Below are 17,324 nucleotides of genomic sequence, written 5' to 3' on the forward strand. Positions count from 1 at the left end.
GCACTTCATCTTTTTGTCGGCTCGTGGGGCTGGTCCTGTGCAGCAATGCGTCGATGGTTTACTTCGCTTTGGATTCGATCCGTGTGGCAGTCGTCACGACGCTGGCCTGTTCGCTGCTGCTTCAGGCCTGCTATTTCGGCTGCGTGCTCTTTTTCGCGGACGTCGATGATCTGTAGAACTGTTCATTCGCTCCGCAGAGGGCCGGCGAATCCAATCTCTTCCTAAGCCCGTTGGCCGTAATCGAAAGACACGGGGCCGGCGAGTTCGTGCTCAGCTGCCACTGTGCTAGCAAGGGAACGGAATCCAATCCCGGAGCAGATGGCCAGAGTTGAGCGAAGACTGCGGTCGGAGCTCCTGCGCTTCCGGGTCTCCAAGGGGACGACTTTGCGAACCGAAGGGACTTTGAACCGTTGACGTGGCCAGCGTGCGGTAGGTTGGGCCAGCGACAGGGATCCCGGCCGGCCGGGAAGCACCGCCCTCTCAATGTGCGTTGACTTCGCTTCCTTTGGCGAAATGTGGGTAACGGCGAGGGCCGCACTCTTCCCGGGCCGTCGACATTCCCGCCCTTTTGGTGCGTGCGCCGTTAGGCGCGACAATTCGGTGCCCGCGTGTAACTGCGCGCATTCGCCGAAGCTTAGACGTGGTGCATTCCCGCTCGCCCGTTTGGCGGACAGTTCCGGCCGTGCTGGTTTTGCCGCCTAACGCCCGCCGCTCGTCACTGCCACACCCCTCTCCGGCAACGGCTCGGCGCATCGCGCAAGCCGGTTTAGCGATCAGGCCAGGCCCTTCGCGAGTTCCAACGCCTGCCGTTCGAAGAGGCGGCGGTAAATGCCACCATCGAGATTGATCAGGGCGGCATGATCGCCGTCCTCCATGATGCGGCCACGGTCGAAGACGAGCAGCCGATCGAGCGAGCGGACCGTCGACAGCCGGTGTGCGATGACGAGTGTGGTTCGGCCCACCATCAACCGATCCACCGCTTGTTGAATGAGCACCTCGGATTCCGAATCGAGGCTCGATGTGGCCTCGTCCAGAATAAGGATCGGCGCGTTCGCGAGGAAGGCGCGCGCGATCGCCACGCGCTGGCGCTCGCCGCCGGAGAGCTTCAAACCCCTTTCGCCGACCAATGTCCCATAGCCCTTCGGCAGGGGCGCGATGAATTCGTGGGCACTTGCCAGTCGTGCCGCTTGCTCGATCTCGGCCTGGCTCGCGCCAGGCCGGCCATAGGCGATGTTCTCGGCAAGCGACCTGTGAAACAGGATCGGCTCCTGCTGCACGATCGCGATCTGCGAACGAAGGGACTCTTGGGTCACCTCCGAGACGTCCTGACCGTCTATCAGGATCCGGCCGCCGCTCAGGTCGTAGAGTCTCTGGATCAGCTTCACGAATGTTGTCTTGCCGGAACCGGAGGGTCCAACCAACCCAACCCTTTCGCCAGCTTCAATCGACAGCGAACATTCGCTATAGAGCGGCAGGGGATGGTTGGCGTAGCGGAAGTGGACGTTCTCGAAATCGATACGGCCGTTCGTGATCCGGATCGGCTTGGCCTCTGGACGATCGGCAACATCCACCTGCTGATTGTGGATGGCCACCAGTTCTTCCATATCATTAACCGAGTGCTGCACGTTGCGGACATGCATGCCGGCATCACGCAGATAGCCCTGCAGGACGATGAAGGACGTGAGAACATATGCTATCTCGCCCGGCGTTGCCTGTCCATGCGACCACAGAAGCAGGGCATATCCGACCACCGCCACCCTGAGCGCAACCAAAGTTACGCCTTGGGTTGAGCCGATGATCGTTCCGCGCACCCAGCTCCGGCGCGCGCGGTGCCGCCATTTCGTCATGATATTTGCAAGCCGCTCGTCTTCGCGAACCTCTGCGCCGAAGCCCTTGACCACAGCGTTGCAACTGACCGCGTCCGCAAGCGCGCCGCTGAGCCTTGTGTCCCATCGGTTGGCAAGGCTCGCCGCTGGCGCGACATAGCCGAGCGACAGCGAAATCGAAAACGCAAGGTAGACGAGAGAGCCGCAAGCAAAGATCACGCCCATGACCGGCCAGTGCCAGCCGAGCAGCACCGTCGAGCCGATCAAGATGACAAACGACGGGAGCAGCGTGACGAGTATCGTGCTGTTGAGGAGGTCGAGCGCCCACATGCCGCGCGTTATCTTGCGCACTGTCGAGCCGGCGAAGCTGTTTGCATGCCAGTCTGTCGAAAAGCGCTGCACATGATGGAACGCTTCGGTCGCGACGTCGGAAATCATTTTCAACACCAGGTCGCTCAGGCCAATGAAGGCGACGTGGCGCATGGCAATGCCACCGAGTGCCAATGCAATCGGTACAGAGAATGCTGCAACAGCTGAATCCGAAGCTGGTGCTGCCGCATTAGCAGCACGAGAAACAGCGTCGATGAGTCGGCCAGAATAGAGCGGCATCAACACGTCAGCCAGCGTGGAGGCGAGCATCGCGGTCATGATGATCGCGAGCCGGGCCGGCTGCCTGTTCCAGAGGCGAACAGTGAAGGCGAAAACGTCGCGACAAGTGGCGCCGCGCCCATGGACGGGGAAACGTCTCATAGTTTCCAAGCGGGCGCATCAACACGCTCGGTCCCAAAGACGATAAAAGACAAAACTGGAATTTCGACCTCCCCCATAACAGCATCAATTTTGGCGGGCAGCTCTTGCCGCCTCACGACGGTGAGTTCAAAAGTCGTGCCAACTGAGCGGGAACATCCGAAGGACAAATTCAGCAGGTTACCGAGCCTGGAGAAAGTCAGCCGCCATCCAGTCGATACGATTGCTACGGCTGCTCAACTCGGGAGATTGGAAAAGAAGGTCGATGTATCGATTGAATTTTGAGCTTGTTCTTGCCTCGATCAAATAAGTACAGTTGCAATGCAGCTTTCTCAGGCCCGGCACTTAGGTGCTGATTTCAAAAGCGCGCCGCGAATACTTTCCTGCCCATATTCCGTCAATCGAATGCTCGACTGTCGGATTGTGCGCTCCCCGACACAGTGCTGTCGGTTCGCCTCCTGGGTACCTCCCCCGTCGATTGACGACCTGAAGGAGAAGCTTCGCTCGCAAGCTGGCACGACTCTTGAGGGTACTCCAGGTGGCGGAAGGAACTCCGGCTCGAGTCCCGTTGACTTCGGATGTTGCGAGGCTGGGTTGGAGCAAACTGTGCACCAATGAGAACGCAATGAAGGAGACATCATGGAACTCCGGCGGATTGCGGTGGAGTTAGACCTATTCCTCAAGATGACTGATGATGTCGCTCAATCCGAACAGTTGTTCGAACTGTTGTCTGCGTTTGCGCTGAATTTCGATTGCCCGTGGATTGCCTATGGGCCGCTCGCATCAGAGAGGGCTTTCAAGCCGAACCGGGAGGGTTCTGTGGTGATGTGGAATTATCCTGCTGAATGGCAGGAGCGCTACTCGAGAATGGGCTATGCCAAAATAGACCCCCTCATCAAGAAAGGTCGAAAGGAGGCGGGACCCTTTCGATGGAGCGAGGTGTATACTGATGAAAACATAACTGAAGATGGACGCCGCGTCTTGGACGAAGCAGCAACATTCGGCTTGAGGTCAGGCGTTACCGTCCCATTACATGGCCCTGGTGGCAGCTTTAGGTTTGTGAGTTTTGCTCAATCCTCGGACTGCGAATTGCAGAATAGAGCGATCACCTACCTGCAAATGGCCGCGCTGCGGTTTCATCGGATGGTTACGAAGTTCGACACTACGACTGCGTCGGAACGAGCTCATAACCTGTCTCCGAGAGAAATAGAGTGCATTGATTTGGTGTCACAAGGAAAATCATCTTGGGAAATAGGAACTATTTTAGGCAGATCACGAAATACGATAGATTTCCATTTAAAAAATGTAATGCGGAAGTTGGATGCGACCAGCAGAACGGTAGCTGTTGTAAAAGCTTTGAACCTTGGGATTATCCAACCGCCGTAGGTGCGCAGCTAGTTCTCCGCCCGTAGTAGCGCGCGTGATAGCCGAGACGCTCCGGCGTGCGCTCGCTCTTCGAAGCACCCAGCGCCTCGTCCATCTCGGCCTCGAGCACCTCCTGCATCACGGCGCGAATCACCTCGTGCAATCCATCCGGCTTCGAAAGCAAAATGTCGTTGACGCTGCTACGGCGGATTTATCTTCAGGCTTGGTCCTGGTGGCGATGCTGAGTTCGCTTCGCTGAGATTGGGCGGTCATGACAGGGTGGTGTTCAATGTCACCGATTCCTGGAAGAAATTACCATCCGTATTAAGCGACTGACGATGAGTGATGTGTGTCCAAAATCTGACAGCTGTCAGAAAACATTTCGGGTTCAATACAGCGGAGCGTCTTAGCCCTGTCGGGCTTTTCGAAGCCTATCTCGCAGTAACTGCGCGCCAGGCGCACTAGCTCGGCCTTTGCTGGTCGATGTGCGGCAATATAGTGTGAGGGCTGACCCGCATGAGAACACGGAACTCGCTCGATGAAGGATGATCGACGGCATCCAGAAAGCTTCTCTCCGGCGGGTTCGAGGGTGCTGCGCGCGCATCTCGGCGACGGGCCAGCGACCAACGGTTGAGGCTACATCTCCGGAGCGAGTGATGCCTCGAAAGATGCAATGCTGTCTCTGGTCCGACGCGCTGGAAGTTTGTGAAGGGTCGGCCCGGCAAATCGGTGAACCGGGCGGCTTAGGCTGCCAAAAAGGGTAGATGTCTGCGTTGCCTCGGTAGATCAGCAGGCGGTATCAGAAAGCCAAAGGCACACGCACACCATCGTGGCGCTTCGCAGGAAGTAGATGGGAGTAATCACCAGTGATTTTACCGGAACTTCGCTCAGCAAACACAGCCGGCAGGGTTTTGGAGATAACGACGACCACGGGATGCGTCGTAGGATGTTCATATTGTCCCCAGGACAAGTTCGCGGTCCGGCAAAGAAAAGTGTCTCATGCGAGTCATCTGGATCTTGAAGATTTCAAGCGGTGTCTGGCCCGCGTACCGACTTCCGTCGACATTGGTTTTGCGGGATACTCCGAACCTTGGCTCAATCCGGACTGTACCGAAATGGTGGAGCACGCCTTCGCCAAAGGCCATGGCATCAGGATTTTTACGACGCTGGTGGGAATGAACGGGCAGGACCTGCAGCGATTGCAAGCCTTGCGCTTGGGCGTATTCGTGGTCCATGTTTTCGATGACGGCACCTACATGAACAGCCGCCTGGTCGGAGACAAGTATCGCGATCTGGTTCGTCAACTCGTCGACGCGGACATCCCCTTGATCCGATTCGTGGCCTTGGGCGAGCCCCACCCAGATATAGCCGACATTATTCCTACCGAAGCCCTGATAAAAGCGCGGCCGGTGAGCAGTAGGGGTGGAAGCGTCGACCCTAAGATCGTTGCACCACGTCAGCCAGTGGTCGGAGCCCTAACCTGCGTGGACGCACGACAGTATCGGAATGTTCTTCTTCCAAACGGCGACGTTACCCTGTGCTCTATGGATTTTGAACGGCGTCACGTATTGGGCAACCTTCTATATGAGGGTTACTCCGCTCTGTTTGAAAAGCCAGTTTTTCGCGAAATCGTCGACCGCATGAATGGAGCAGATGGTTTTCTGCTTTGCAGGATGTGTGAATTCGCCGACCCAAACGACCGGACCTGAGTGCATGCCGGCCGAGAGGGCGTGCCTGGCAGTGCGGATGGCCCCACGACAGATGCACCTGCCCGCGACGCCATCGTGTTTTCACGTTACGCCAGTATGTTCCTGTAGGCGCGGCAGTGGGCCTCGAGCATTTCGGAGACGAGCTCATCGAAAGGTCTTCGCCTTCCAACCGAGCTTGTCGGCCTGCCTAGCTTGAGGTAACGCCGATCACAGGTCAACCATCGGTCGGATGGAAACAGTGTTAGTCGATCCCGATCAGAGCTTGATTGCTTACTCACGGCTCACCTCGTCAACGCCTTCACCCTCCCGGACGATCTCCTTTTCGACTCGCCTGAAGGCAGCAGCCCAGCTGCGGCCGGGGATGGTTGCCGTCGCGGTAGTGGACGTTCTCGAAACCGATGCGGCCCTTCGCCAGCGCGTCTCCCGGTTGCTTCCGCCTGGCCTACGAACGGGCTTTCCGTCAAGGGGGTCCACGGCGGCCCCGCCCTCTTGATCCGGCGGCTCGGGCCAGTCATCGCGCAAGAGATCGGAATCCGCATTCTTCTCAAAGAGAGCGTGGCTTTCGCTGTGTCATCGGTCATCAAATAGTTTCTTGAATCAGGTTGGTGTCCGCAGCCCGAGGTTGAACGGCGAATATTGATGACCGCCGCGAAGCCGCTCGCTCGCTACGGCGCTATTGAGGAGCGCGCTCGCGAGCGGCTTCGCTACCGCCGAGCGACACAACCTCTGGCGACGCGACCCTGCTGATCTCCTTGGACTCATTCATTTGTCCGGAGCGCTATGGGCAGCGAAGGGTGGGTACGTCAACTACCTGATGCCATAGTAGCGATGCTTTCGCGGAAGCTTTAGAAGCCATCCTGTTGCAGCACATTCGAAAGCATCCGAATGGAGGGCAACGCAACCCAACAATATTTGATGAGGATGCCGGCATCACCAGACCAAACCCAGACCAAACAAAGCTGCCTCCGGCATTCTGCTTCAACGTTAAGCGACGAACATCTGCCGCAAACCACTAGCCATTAAACAGCTCTCTTCTTTGAAAGACTATGTGCAGAGGACTTGATATGGACACCGACGCTTTCACGGCTCATGAATCTAACGTTCGTCGTTATTGCCGGGCGTTCCCCACCGTCTTTACGAAGGCCCTTGGGGCGACGATCTGGGACGAGACGGGTAAGCCCTTTATCGATTTCCTGGTGGGTTCCGGCGCACTCAACTACGGGCACAACAATCCGGATATTATGGCGCCAGCGATTGAATATCTCGTCGGTGAGAACATTCTTCTGTCGCTTGATATGCATACGGCGGCAAAGCGTGACTTCATTGAAGGGTTCGTCGATTGGATCCTGAAACCCAGAGGCCTTTCGTACAAGATTCAGTTTCCCGGGCCGACCGGCACGAACGCCAACGAAGCGGCGCTGGCGCTGGCGCGAAAATACACCGGCCGCTCGAGCGTCATGGCCTTTACGAATGCGTTCCACGGCATGTCGCTCGGCTCTCTAGCGGTGTCGGGCTCGGCCTCAACCAGGGAACTGGGAGGCGTCGCTCGCCACGATGTGATCCGTGTTCCCTATGACGGCTATCCGAGCCAAGCTTTCGATTCCGCCAGTTACATCGACAGCGTTTTGAGCGACCCGGGGAGCGGCATAGAAAAGCCTGCCGCAATCATTCTGGAGACCATCCAGGCCGAAGGCGGCATGAACGCCGCATCCGCAGCTTGGCTCACGGAAATTCAGCGCATTTGCCGTACGCACGGCATTGTTTTTATCGTCGACGATATTCAGGCGGGTGCGGGCCGAACTGGCGATTTCTTCTCATTCGAGTCCGCGAAAATCGAACCGGATATTGTGTGTCTTTCCAAGTCCCTAAGCGGTTCAGGTAGTCCGTTGTCCATCGTTCTGATTCGACCCGACTTGGACATATGGAAGCCCGGAGAACATAGCGGGACCTTCAGAGGCAACAATTTCGCCTTCGTGACGGCAGGAGCCATGTGCAAGATGTGGTCGGATAGGAAATTTACTGCAGGTGTCGAGCGGACAGCCGTCAGGCTGCAAACGCACCTCGATCGCCTGGTTGCGAAATTTCCAAGATACATCGAACAGAAGCGCGGCCGCGGTCTGATGGCCGGCCTGAAATGCCGTTCACCGGCAGTTGTCGGCCGCGTGCACGATGTCGCATTCGAAAATGGCCTTCTTATCGAATCCTCGGGGCCAAATCGCGACGTTATCAAAGTCCTCCCACCGATAACCATCACCGATGCCGAACTCGATCGTGGCATCACCATCCTTGAACACGCACTACAGGAGCAAGACAATGCCTAGTCAGATATCTCAAGTGCCAGCCATCTCGCCGGTTTCGATCAAAGAACGGACCGGGTCGATCAACACGGCGGAGATCATCTCGGTCCTGAAAGGTGAGCTCACCGCTCTGCACATCAAGCAAGCTTTCAGCACCGAAGTAGCCGAGGAGATCACTACGAACTTTATTGGAAGCTCTGGTCTCAGAGAGCGTAAAGATGGTGTGCCCGGACAATATGTCGGCGCATCTCACTACAGGAAGGATGCAGCCACCTATTTCGCAGACGCCGAAAACGCGCGGCCGTACGTCGATGCCCTTTTTAAGAATTTGGTTGACCCGGTTCGAGCAGTATTCAGGGCGTTGAAGCGAGAGCTTCACAACCAGGGAATCGAATTGCGGCTAGCCCGTTCCGAACACGGCCAGGCCAATGTTTGTCGCGGCCTCAGTTGGTCGGGCACAGGCACATTTTCCTTGGATCCCCACGACGACGTCGCTCAAGTCTTACGTGCTGGCGATGATTACGAGCTTTCTGCGGTGGCGCACAATACGGTCGCAGCGCTCAACCTCTATCCCAGCATGCCTGAGGAAGGCGGCAATCTGAAGCTCTGGAGCCACAAGCCGACGGTTGCGGACCGGATATCGCAAGGTGTGGAGACCACTGGATATCCCTATTCGGCAGCCTATCTGGAAGCCGTCCCTTGCCGCGAGTTCGAGCTCAAAACCGGGGATATCGCCCTAATCGATGGCGGCTTCGTTCACGGGGTTACCGGTCAATTAGGCGACGGAAAGCGTCGCCTAGTGCTGAATTGCTTTTTCGGATTTGCGCGGCCTGATCTTGTTCTCTGGTGGACGTGACGTTGGACCTCGCAGCGATCGACTGGCTTGGGCCGTGAGTTGGCGTGGCCAGGCGTGTGACTGCTCATGCTGCCGTCATACAAGCCGAACCTCGAACCGATTGAAATGGCCTTCGCCAGACAGTTTGGGCTGATGCCTTTGCAGGCTACAATTCAGGACTCGCCCTATGAAGAAGCAGTTTACTCCTACAAACGATGTAAGCCTCGCGATCTTTGATCGTCTTGAGTCTGAGGTGCGGAGCTACGTCCGTGCGTTCCCAGTTCTGTTCGATCGAGGCGTCGGCACTGCCCTCATAGCTACAGACGGTCGGGAATACATCGACTTCTTGGGAGGCGCGGGAGCCTTGAATTACGGGCACAACAACCCAGCCTTCACGCGGGCGTTGTTGGACTACATTGCGCGCGACGGAATTGTGCACGGGCTCGACCTTGCTACGACCGCCAAGAAGGCCTTCATCGAAGCTTTTGAGCAGTTTATTTTGAAGCCCCGCGGTCTGTCTTATAAATTGCAATTTACTGGCCCCACAGGTACGAACGCGGTCGAGGCGGCTCTGAAGCTAGCTCGCCAAGTGACCGGCAGGTCAAACATCGTTTCGTTTACGAACTCGTTTCACGGAGTCAGCGCTGGGGCGTTGGCGGCAACCGGAAACACGAAGTTCCGAGATGCTGTCGGCTTTCCCCTCGCGCACGTGACATCGTTGCCGTACGAGGGCTATCTCGGCGCTTCAGACACGATCGAGTATTTCGAGAAGCTTCTCGATGATCCTAGCAGTGGTCTCGGCAAACCCGCTGCGGTGATCCTAGAAGCAGTGCAGGGCGAAGGCGGTGTCAATGCTGCTACCGTTGAATGGCTGCAACGGCTGCGTGATCTGACCTCTCGGCACGAGATCCTGATGATCCTCGATGATATTCAGGCTGGTGTCGGTCGCACAGGGAAATTCTTCAGTTTCGAGGCGGCTGAGATCGTGCCGGACATCGTTACCCTGTCAAAGTCGTTGTCTGCAATTGGAACGCCTATGGCCCTTGTCCTCATGAAGCCTGAACTTGATGTCTGGACGCCGGGTGCGCACACCGGCACGTTCAGGGGCAACAACTATGCTTTCGTCACTGCTCGTGCGGCCCTTGAGACTTACTGGTCCGACTCCAAGTTTGAAGATGAGATTGCTCGCAAATCAGCCATCTTGGCTCAAGAACTCAAGTCGATCGCAGACGACTTCCCCAGCCTTGCTCTGAATGTCCGAGGCCGCGGCTTGATGTATGGACTCGTATCACCAAAGCACCACTCATTGCCGGGGCTCATTTCCCGGGAAGCTTTTCGTCGCGGCTTGGTGATCGAGATCGCTGGCTCGTATGGTGAGGTGCTCAAGTTCATGACAGCCCTTACCATAACCGAGGCTGAACTGCGCCGTGGTCTGTCGATCGTACGCGACAGCATTGGCGCGGTGCAGGACAGCATTTCAGCGGAGTAGGCATTCACTCAGTCCCCCCTACCCAGTCTGGGCTTATCAAGCAAAGGAAATTCCGCTTTAGACGTATGCGATTGTATGGAGACGGACAGCAAAAATGGACACTCGGAGAGCTCAAACAATGGACACCGACCGCTTGACGTGATCGAACGACAGTACGGCATGTGCAAATCAATACACACTTCTTGCTCGTTGCAAGATGAAGGACGACGTCCAGGGCCGGTGAAACCGGTATTCTAATATATTATATAAGTAAGATGGTAATATTGCTGGTTTATCACGAGCGAAGACGAACGGTACACAACACATTAGAAATTAACTTGTATAAGAGGTCCGGTATTTCTTATCCTTTCTGATGAAAAATAGAACGGATTTTGTGCGACGTCGAAGTTTGGCGAGACGAGTGTAAGGCGCGTTCGCGAACCTTACACCGTTACGTTCTGAAGGAGTTGAGATCGTGAGTGATATGACAGCCCGAGACGATGAGATAAGCCTAGCCGAACGCGTAACGCAGCATTTGAAACCGCATTTATGGGCAAAGGCCAACCGGCTCCTTATCCGTAAAGCAATCAGCGAATTTGCACACGAGTTGCTAATTGCTCCTCGACTCCAGCGAATGGAAGGCGACTGGGGGAAGTATGTGCTGGAAAGCGAGACCCCTGGGTTGGAGTATTGGTTCCAGGCTCGGCGCCTCCTGCTAGATCACTGGCAAGTGGACGCCGGCTCTCTGGAGAAAAGGATTGAGGGCAGGCCGGCCCCCCTGGATGCGCTTGATTTTGTTATTGAGTTCAGCCGCCATCTTGGCATAAAGGAAGAGATGATGCCGGTTTACCTGCAGGAGATCAGCAGCACGCTGTATGGCAGCGCGTACAAGCAGGCCAAAACAGAGATATCCGCCGCAGAACTGGCTTTTGCCGATTACCAGATCGTTGAGGCTGGCATGACGGAGGGCCACCCGACCTTTATCGCGAATAACGGTCGCATTGGCTTTGACGCGCTCGACTATAGTCGCTATGCGCCGGAGGTGGGCAGTTCGATAAGACTCATATGGCTGGCCGTCCATAAAGAAATGGCAACGTTTAAGTCCATTTCAACGCTCGACTACGACCTTCTCATGCACGAGGAACTCGGTCGACAGGCGCTGGAACAGTTCGACGCAGCGTTGCGTCAAAAGGGACTAAACTCGACCGATTACATCTATATGCCAGCGCATCCTTGGCAATGGTTCAATCGGCTCTCAACTATCTTCGCGGCGGATATCGCCAACCGGCACATTGTCTGCCTAGGCCAGGGGAAGGACATATATCATGCCCAGCAATCGATCCGCACACTTTTCAATATAAGCGATCCGCATAAACGGTACGTGAAAACGGCGCTGTCGATACTTAACATGGGGTTTATGCGCGGCTTGTCACCGACACACATGCTGGCGACGCCCGCCATCAACGAATGGTTGAAGAATTTGCTCGACAGTGACTCCTATTTAGCCGCCAACGGCTTCAGCATCCTTCGCGAGGTCGCGACGATTGGCTATCGCAATCGTTGTTTCAACACCGCCCTCAAGAAGGACTCCCCTTACAAGCAGATGCTTTCTGCGCTGTGGAGGGAAAGCCCCCTTCGGCAGTTGAAAGAAGGGGAACGTCTGATGACAATGGCGTCGCTGCTTCATGTCGATTACAATGGTGAAGCACTCGTGACAGCCCTCATCAATGCCTCGGGGTTAGACGCCGCCGCTTGGCTACGCCGCTATTTTGAATCTTATCTGGCGCCGCTTCTCCACTGCTTTTATGCTTACGATCTAGCGTTTATGGCACATGGAGAAAATATAATTCTAGTTATGAAAGATCACGCTCCGACGCGAGTTATCATGAAAGACATTGGCGAGGAGCTTCGTATTCTAGGCGGAGATCTCAACGTGCCGGAGGAGATTAAGAGGATCTGCATTCAAGTAAATCGCGACATGAAGCACGACTTCATTTTCACCGACGTTTTCGACTGCTTCTTTCGTTACTTGGCTGTAACACTCGAAGAACATCTTGATTTTCCGTCGACACACTTCTGGCAGCTCGTAAGCGAGTCCATCCTTGGCTACCAGACGAAACATCCGGAATATGACGAAAAATACAGGCAGCATGACCTATTCGCTCCAGAATTTCTGCGACGATGTATGAATCGACTGCAGATACAAAAAAACCAGCAAATGGTGGACTTCGGTGATCCGGGAGAATACCTGCACACCGTCGGCACGCTGAAGAACCCACTGGCGGGCATTCGCAAAGTGACCAGTGCAGGTTAAGCTTGAAGGAGGCGCGTATTTTAAATGAACAATGTAGTTAGCCGGTTTTGGGCCAATACCATACCCCCCCCTTGGGGTAAGCAACCCCTTGCGTAAACGCCGCCGCAGCATGTTGCGCGTATCAGGCGCCCGCTCACCAGCGCGTCGCCTGCTTCCATTCTGAAAGGAGGCGCCTAATTTTTTTATCGCCTTCGGGCCGGCTTTCCAGGTGCCGTCAACACTGACACGGTTAGGCGCCCAAAGCTTGATTTGTGTAGACCTCGCTACCTTAAGCATAAACCTCGTCGAACGCCTTCAATCAAGCACTGCGGCCTTGACGCTCATGCTAGGAGATCATGGCCGCGTTGGAGGTAAGTGCGGCTCTAACTTATGGCTAGAAGGGAGCTTCTCATGTACATTCTAGAAACGCCGCGCCTAATCCTAAGGCCACCGTCGCATAGCGACGAGCTTCTTCTACATGAGCTTCATAGCGATCCATTTGTGGTAAATGCCATGTGGGATGGAGTCTATCCGACCCGAGAGCAATCGAAAGCTAAACTACAACAGTTCATCCATCATTGGCAGAGCAATGGTTTCGGCTTATGGATGGTGTTCGTAAAAGGCGAAGGCCAAGTCGGAAAATTCGCAGGCTACTGTGGATTGATGTACAGTGGCCCGTATCTGCCCGAAGATCCCACTAATGTGGAAACCGTATCGTGCCTCCACCTTGCGTCTTCCGGTAAGGGGATCGCCGCAGAGGCCGGCAGGGCAGCGATCCAGTTTGCTTTCGAGAACCTAACGCTCGAGAAGGTCACTTCATTCATTCGCCCAACGAACACGCGTTCGCTTCGGAAAGCACCGAAAGTAGGCCTTCGCTATGTAAGAGACCGGGTCTACAATAACGTAGTTATGCGATATTTTGAAGTGACAGTCTTGACTGCTGTAAAAATCGAAAAAGTCGTCGTTATCTCTTGTTAGTATCATTGTTTCTCGGAAGACGGTGATGCAAGAAACCGTAGGCGAGCGCTGCTCTCGCCCTACGAACTTGCAATCATTCACACCGACGCACCGGCGTGTCCGGAGATGCATGTGCCCTGGAATTGAGAGCTTGTCGGTTCAGAGATAGTTCAGATGGGTCGCTCGGTCTCGCTTCGGGCATGCCCTCGACCGATTTGGCGATCAAATCGCTCCGTTACAGACGGCATGATGTGGAGCTGCCGCGCCGTAAGTGACCATATCTCAGGCGGTAGGAGGAGCGCTTTGCTGAAGAAGCCCATCACACTTGGTACCTTGATGGGGAGTTGCGTGGTTTTCGATTATATCGTCGTGGGTGGTGGCTCCTCTGGATGCGTGATGGCGAGCAGGCTCTCCGCCTATGGCGCTCGCGTGCTGCTCATTGAAGCTGGCCCTGATACGCCGCCGAATGCCATTCCTGACGACATCCAGGATGGCGACCCAACGCGTGCTTACCTTAATCCCGGTTATCGATGGCAGTCACTCCACGCGACAACGGTGCGAGGTGGCCGCAAGCCTGTCCATTACGAACAGGCGCGCGTCATGGGTGGCGGCTCCAGCATCAATGCCCAAGTCGCCAACCGCGGCGGGCCCGGAGATTACGATGAGTGGGCCTCAAGCGGTGCAACGGGCTGGGGTTGGGAAGACGTGCTGCCCTACTTCCGTCGTCTAGAATGCGATTTGGATTTCGGCGGGGAATTTCATGGCACGAACGGCCCCTTGCCAATCAAACGTGTGCGCCAATCAGACTGGTCGGGCTTCATCCGGGCAATCTCCGATGCTTACGATGCTTTGGGGCTTCATTTCAGGCCAGACTTCAATGGTGCATTCGGTGATGGCTATTCAGTTGTCCCATTGACCAACCGCAATGGTCATCGGGTCTCCTCCGCGATGGCGTACTTACCCGAAACCGTCCGCTCTCGCCGCAATCTAACGATTTTATCCGAAACGACAGTTGCGCGGCTGACCTTTTTGGGAACAACGGTAACGGGGGTCGAGACGGAGAACAAATCGGGCGTGCAATCGTATAGCGCTTCTTGCGTTATCCTGTGCGCAGGAGCACTCCATTCACCCGCCATATTGATGCGCTCCGGGATCGGCCCCGCGAAGGAATTAGTACAATTCGGAATCCCTATCGTTGCAGATTTGAAAGGTGTGGGCCAGAATCTTCAGGAACACCCCACGATTTGCGTTTCGGCCTATTTGAAGCCGGCCGATCGCTTGTCACCCGGCGTGAGCGAATATATTCAGATGCACGCCCGCTACTCGTCGGGTTACGAAGGCTGCCCGTCGACCGATATGGCAATATCGACTGTTGCCAAATCATCCTGGCACCCGCTGGGGAGGCGCCTCGGCACTCTCGCCGTGTGGGTCAATCGCAGCTACTCGACGGGAACTGTGGCGCTCAAGGGTAGTTCGCATAAAATAGAGCCGGAGGTCGATTTCAACTGGTTGAGCGACAAGCGGGACGCCGAGCGCCTCAAGCAGGGCTTTCGCTTCATAGTCCGCCTGCTGCAGCAAGATTCGCTGTCCTCTGTGGCGCTGGACCCGTTTCCGTCAGCGTTGAATGCGCGAGCGAAGCTGGTGAGCAAGGTCACAAGCACAAACTATGCACTCACGTCATTTCTGGCGCTGCTCATGGACGCGTCGCCGCGGCTGCGCCGTGGGCTGATTAGGCGCGTCATAACGGATGGGGATAGCATTTCCGATCTCGTCAACGACGAGAAACATCTGGATCGGTATATTCGCCAGAACGTCATCCCAAGTTGGCATCCGACGTCGACCTGCAGGATGGGGGCAGCCGCGGATCCTGGCGCTGTGACCGATCCGTCGGGACGCGTTCATGGTATTTTGGGTTTGAGGATCGCCGACGCTTCCGTCATGCCATTTTGCCCTCGGGCGAACACAAACATTCCGACGATTATGGTGGCTGAGAAATTGGCCGACACAACCTTGAGAGACGGCAGACGGAGCTAAATCGCTGCCTGCTTTGCTGCTCGGCTAGTCGTCTCGTCGAGACGGCGGATAACGTCGACAAGCGCTTCCTCAGCTCATGTGCTCCTTGGTGCCGCCAGGCAGAACGCCGAACCCGATGTAGATGGCTTTTTTGCGAACGAAGTCTTCGTCCCTGAGCTTGACCGCTCGACCCGGATAGCGTCGAAAAAGACTATGGGATAGGAAAATTTCGAGCGGTCGGTTTCTGCCATTCGGCCATCGTCCGGGACGGCGTGTGTGATGGACGAGCTCAGGTAGCTGGCGATACCTCGCGTCATAGAGCTCTTCGAGATGGCCGATCCTGCCATGAAACCCGGAGGTCGGCGCTGGTCTGGATTGAGCCTGGAAGTCATAAAGCAATTCAGAATTGTAAATCGCTCTTAGTATCTTGGCCGTGATAATGTTAAACTAACCGCGACGGATGTAACAATATATACAACTATATTAACATACAAATCGTTGTTATCTTCACCAGGAAGCGCTAGAGATCAATTGCTAAGACGGAATCACCGCCCAGCCATCGGCTTAGCCTTAGAATGGGACATCATGTCGACTTTCGTTATTATTGGAAGAGACGGCGCGTTGCCCACATCCAAGGAACTGTCGACTTTGAGAGCCGCGGCAAACACTAATCAACTTAAGCGCCCAAAAAGGGGATTGACTATGACCACGCTGCCGAAAATTTCACTTTCGAAATTGAGAGACGATGCAACGCGACGTGACGAGCGCCAGCGCCTGCAAATGGCATGCCAGGAATACGGGTTCTTCTACCTTGTCGAGCACGGCATCCCCGGGGAACAGATCGCGCAAGCCATTGAGGCTTCCCGGCGATTCTTCGCATTGCCACAGTCGGTTAAGGAACGCTACGGGCACGCCTTTCAGGACGTGTACCCCACTGCCGCCCGTGGATACAGTCCTTTACACGGCGAAATGCTACATCCTGAGGCCGGCTTCGATCCAAAGGAGGTATTCGACCTCGGAATTGAGAACGAAGGCGACCGGCGTCCGTTCTCCGGCCGCACGCGCCTTCCGGATGAAGCCTTGGCTCCTGGCTTCGCAAGAAACCTGCTTGCTTTGCAGGCTACCGTGCTCGCCGGGATTGTCCCCCAGATCGGGGATGCGCTGGCGGACCTGATAGGTATGGAAGAGGCATGGTTCCAACGCCATTTCAGCACGCCGACGCTTGGGCAACGCGTGATACGGTATCCAGCTCGCGGCGGCACTTGCGCAAAGCACACGGATCATGGCTTCTTCACGCTGCTGCTGCAAGAGGAACTCCCCCTGCGTTCCTTGCAGGTGTGGTTCCGCGGTCGATGGATGCCGGTGCCGAGCCTGCCCGATAGTCTCGTAGTCAATCTGGGCGACCTCCTTCAGGTCTTGAGCGACGGCCGCTTCAAGAGTACGCCCCACCAGGTCGTGCATAGTGGTCCGACTGATCGAATTTCGCTGCCCTTCTTTATTTATCCCGAGATCGACGCTCGCCTGACTTCGCGACAAGGGCAGCAAGTTAGTGTTGTAGAAATGATGCTGCGCAACGTTGAGTCAATATGGGTGACTGGGAATGGCGCCGGACGCGCGCGCGAACTGCAATGATTGTCTGCTTTTCTAAAGCATGCGCAATTATGGCGCCGACGCGGTGCAGATCTCCGTGGTAAGCTGGAAGAACTCTCGCATCCGCTAGATTGTCCCGCCGTCGCGCGTGTAGCGCGGCGGTCGGAAGCCCGCTTCGGGATGAATGCACCTATGGTGTCAGATTGTTTGCATCGTGTGGTCGC

Annotated in this window: 12 protein-coding genes and 2 pseudogenes; 11 read left to right on the forward strand and 3 right to left on the reverse strand. The window is 55.8% G+C overall.

What is annotated here, in order from left to right; translation table 11 throughout:
- The first annotated feature begins 53 nt into the window (after positions 1-53).
- Positions 54-176 carry an exopolysaccharide production repressor protein gene (locus P9217_RS28385; RefSeq protein WP_127248688.1) on the forward strand — a complete coding sequence of 41 codons (123 nt, stop codon included), beginning with the start codon at positions 54-56 and terminating at the stop codon, positions 174-176.
- 597 nt (positions 177-773) lie between these two features.
- Here P9217_RS28385 and P9217_RS28390 read toward each other — a convergent pair.
- Positions 774-2,576: an ABC transporter ATP-binding protein gene (locus P9217_RS28390; RefSeq protein ID WP_063169366.1), complete on the reverse strand. Its 1,803-nt coding sequence runs from the start codon at positions 2,574-2,576 to the stop codon at positions 774-776.
- On the opposite strand from P9217_RS28390, the gene P9217_RS28395 reads away from it, so the two are divergent.
- The gene (locus P9217_RS28395; RefSeq protein ID WP_127262113.1) at positions 2,556-2,858 is read left to right on the forward strand and encodes a hypothetical protein; all 303 of its coding nucleotides are present in this window, start codon (positions 2,556-2,558) and stop codon (positions 2,856-2,858) included. The genes P9217_RS28390 and P9217_RS28395 overlap by 21 nt on opposite strands.
- A 354-nt stretch (positions 2,859-3,212) precedes the next feature.
- On the forward strand, positions 3,213-3,959 hold the full coding sequence (locus P9217_RS28400) for a LuxR family transcriptional regulator (RefSeq protein WP_063169365.1): 747 nt from the start codon (positions 3,213-3,215) through the stop codon (positions 3,957-3,959).
- 16 nt (positions 3,960-3,975) lie between these two features.
- On the opposite strand, the pseudogene P9217_RS28405 reads toward P9217_RS28400, so the two are convergent.
- Positions 3,976-4,211, reverse strand: a pseudogene (locus tag P9217_RS28405) (transposase); the annotation flags it as partial.
- A 719-nt stretch (positions 4,212-4,930) separates the two neighbouring features.
- Between P9217_RS28405 and P9217_RS28410 the strand changes: the two are divergent.
- From P9217_RS28410 to P9217_RS28440, 7 genes are all read left to right on the forward strand, one after another.
- On the forward strand, positions 4,931-5,647 hold the full coding sequence (locus P9217_RS28410; RefSeq protein ID WP_224571099.1) for an SPASM domain-containing protein: 717 nt from the start codon (positions 4,931-4,933) through the stop codon (positions 5,645-5,647).
- Positions 5,648-6,711: 1,064 nt separating this feature from the next.
- Complete coding sequence (gene ectB, locus P9217_RS28415) at positions 6,712-7,968, forward strand: diaminobutyrate--2-oxoglutarate transaminase (protein WP_063169362.1); 1,257 nt, start codon at positions 6,712-6,714, stop codon at positions 7,966-7,968.
- Positions 7,961-8,800, forward strand: coding sequence for a hypothetical protein (locus P9217_RS28420; RefSeq protein ID WP_063169361.1), 840 nt, complete (start codon positions 7,961-7,963; stop codon positions 8,798-8,800). The genes ectB (P9217_RS28415) and P9217_RS28420 overlap by 8 nt, the downstream gene beginning before the upstream one ends.
- Positions 8,801-8,966: 166 nt before the next feature.
- On the forward strand, positions 8,967-10,268 hold the full coding sequence (gene ectB, locus P9217_RS28425; RefSeq protein ID WP_063169360.1) for a diaminobutyrate--2-oxoglutarate transaminase: 1,302 nt from the start codon (positions 8,967-8,969) through the stop codon (positions 10,266-10,268).
- Between the two features lie 463 nt (positions 10,269-10,731).
- The gene (locus P9217_RS28430; RefSeq protein WP_063169359.1) at positions 10,732-12,561 is read left to right on the forward strand and encodes an IucA/IucC family siderophore biosynthesis protein; all 1,830 of its coding nucleotides are present in this window, start codon (positions 10,732-10,734) and stop codon (positions 12,559-12,561) included.
- A gap of 390 nt (positions 12,562-12,951) precedes the next feature.
- Positions 12,952-13,518: a GNAT family N-acetyltransferase gene (locus P9217_RS28435; protein ID WP_158515808.1), complete on the forward strand. Its 567-nt coding sequence runs from the start codon at positions 12,952-12,954 to the stop codon at positions 13,516-13,518.
- A 282-nt stretch (positions 13,519-13,800) separates the two neighbouring features.
- Positions 13,801-15,531, forward strand: coding sequence for a GMC family oxidoreductase N-terminal domain-containing protein (locus P9217_RS28440; protein WP_224571100.1), 1,731 nt, complete (start codon positions 13,801-13,803; stop codon positions 15,529-15,531).
- Between the two features lie 81 nt (positions 15,532-15,612).
- Here P9217_RS28440 and P9217_RS28445 read toward each other — a convergent pair.
- Positions 15,613-15,756, reverse strand: a pseudogene (locus P9217_RS28445) (transposase); the annotation flags it as partial.
- A 456-nt stretch (positions 15,757-16,212) separates the two neighbouring features.
- Here P9217_RS28445 and P9217_RS28450 point away from each other — a divergent pair.
- Positions 16,213-17,142, forward strand: coding sequence for a 2-oxoglutarate and iron-dependent oxygenase domain-containing protein (locus P9217_RS28450; RefSeq protein ID WP_063170383.1), 930 nt, complete (start codon positions 16,213-16,215; stop codon positions 17,140-17,142).
- Positions 17,143-17,324: the final 182 nt, after the last annotated feature.

The organism is Mesorhizobium sp. WSM4989, from assembly GCF_029625795.1.
Lineage (GTDB): Bacteria > Pseudomonadota > Alphaproteobacteria > Rhizobiales > Rhizobiaceae > Mesorhizobium.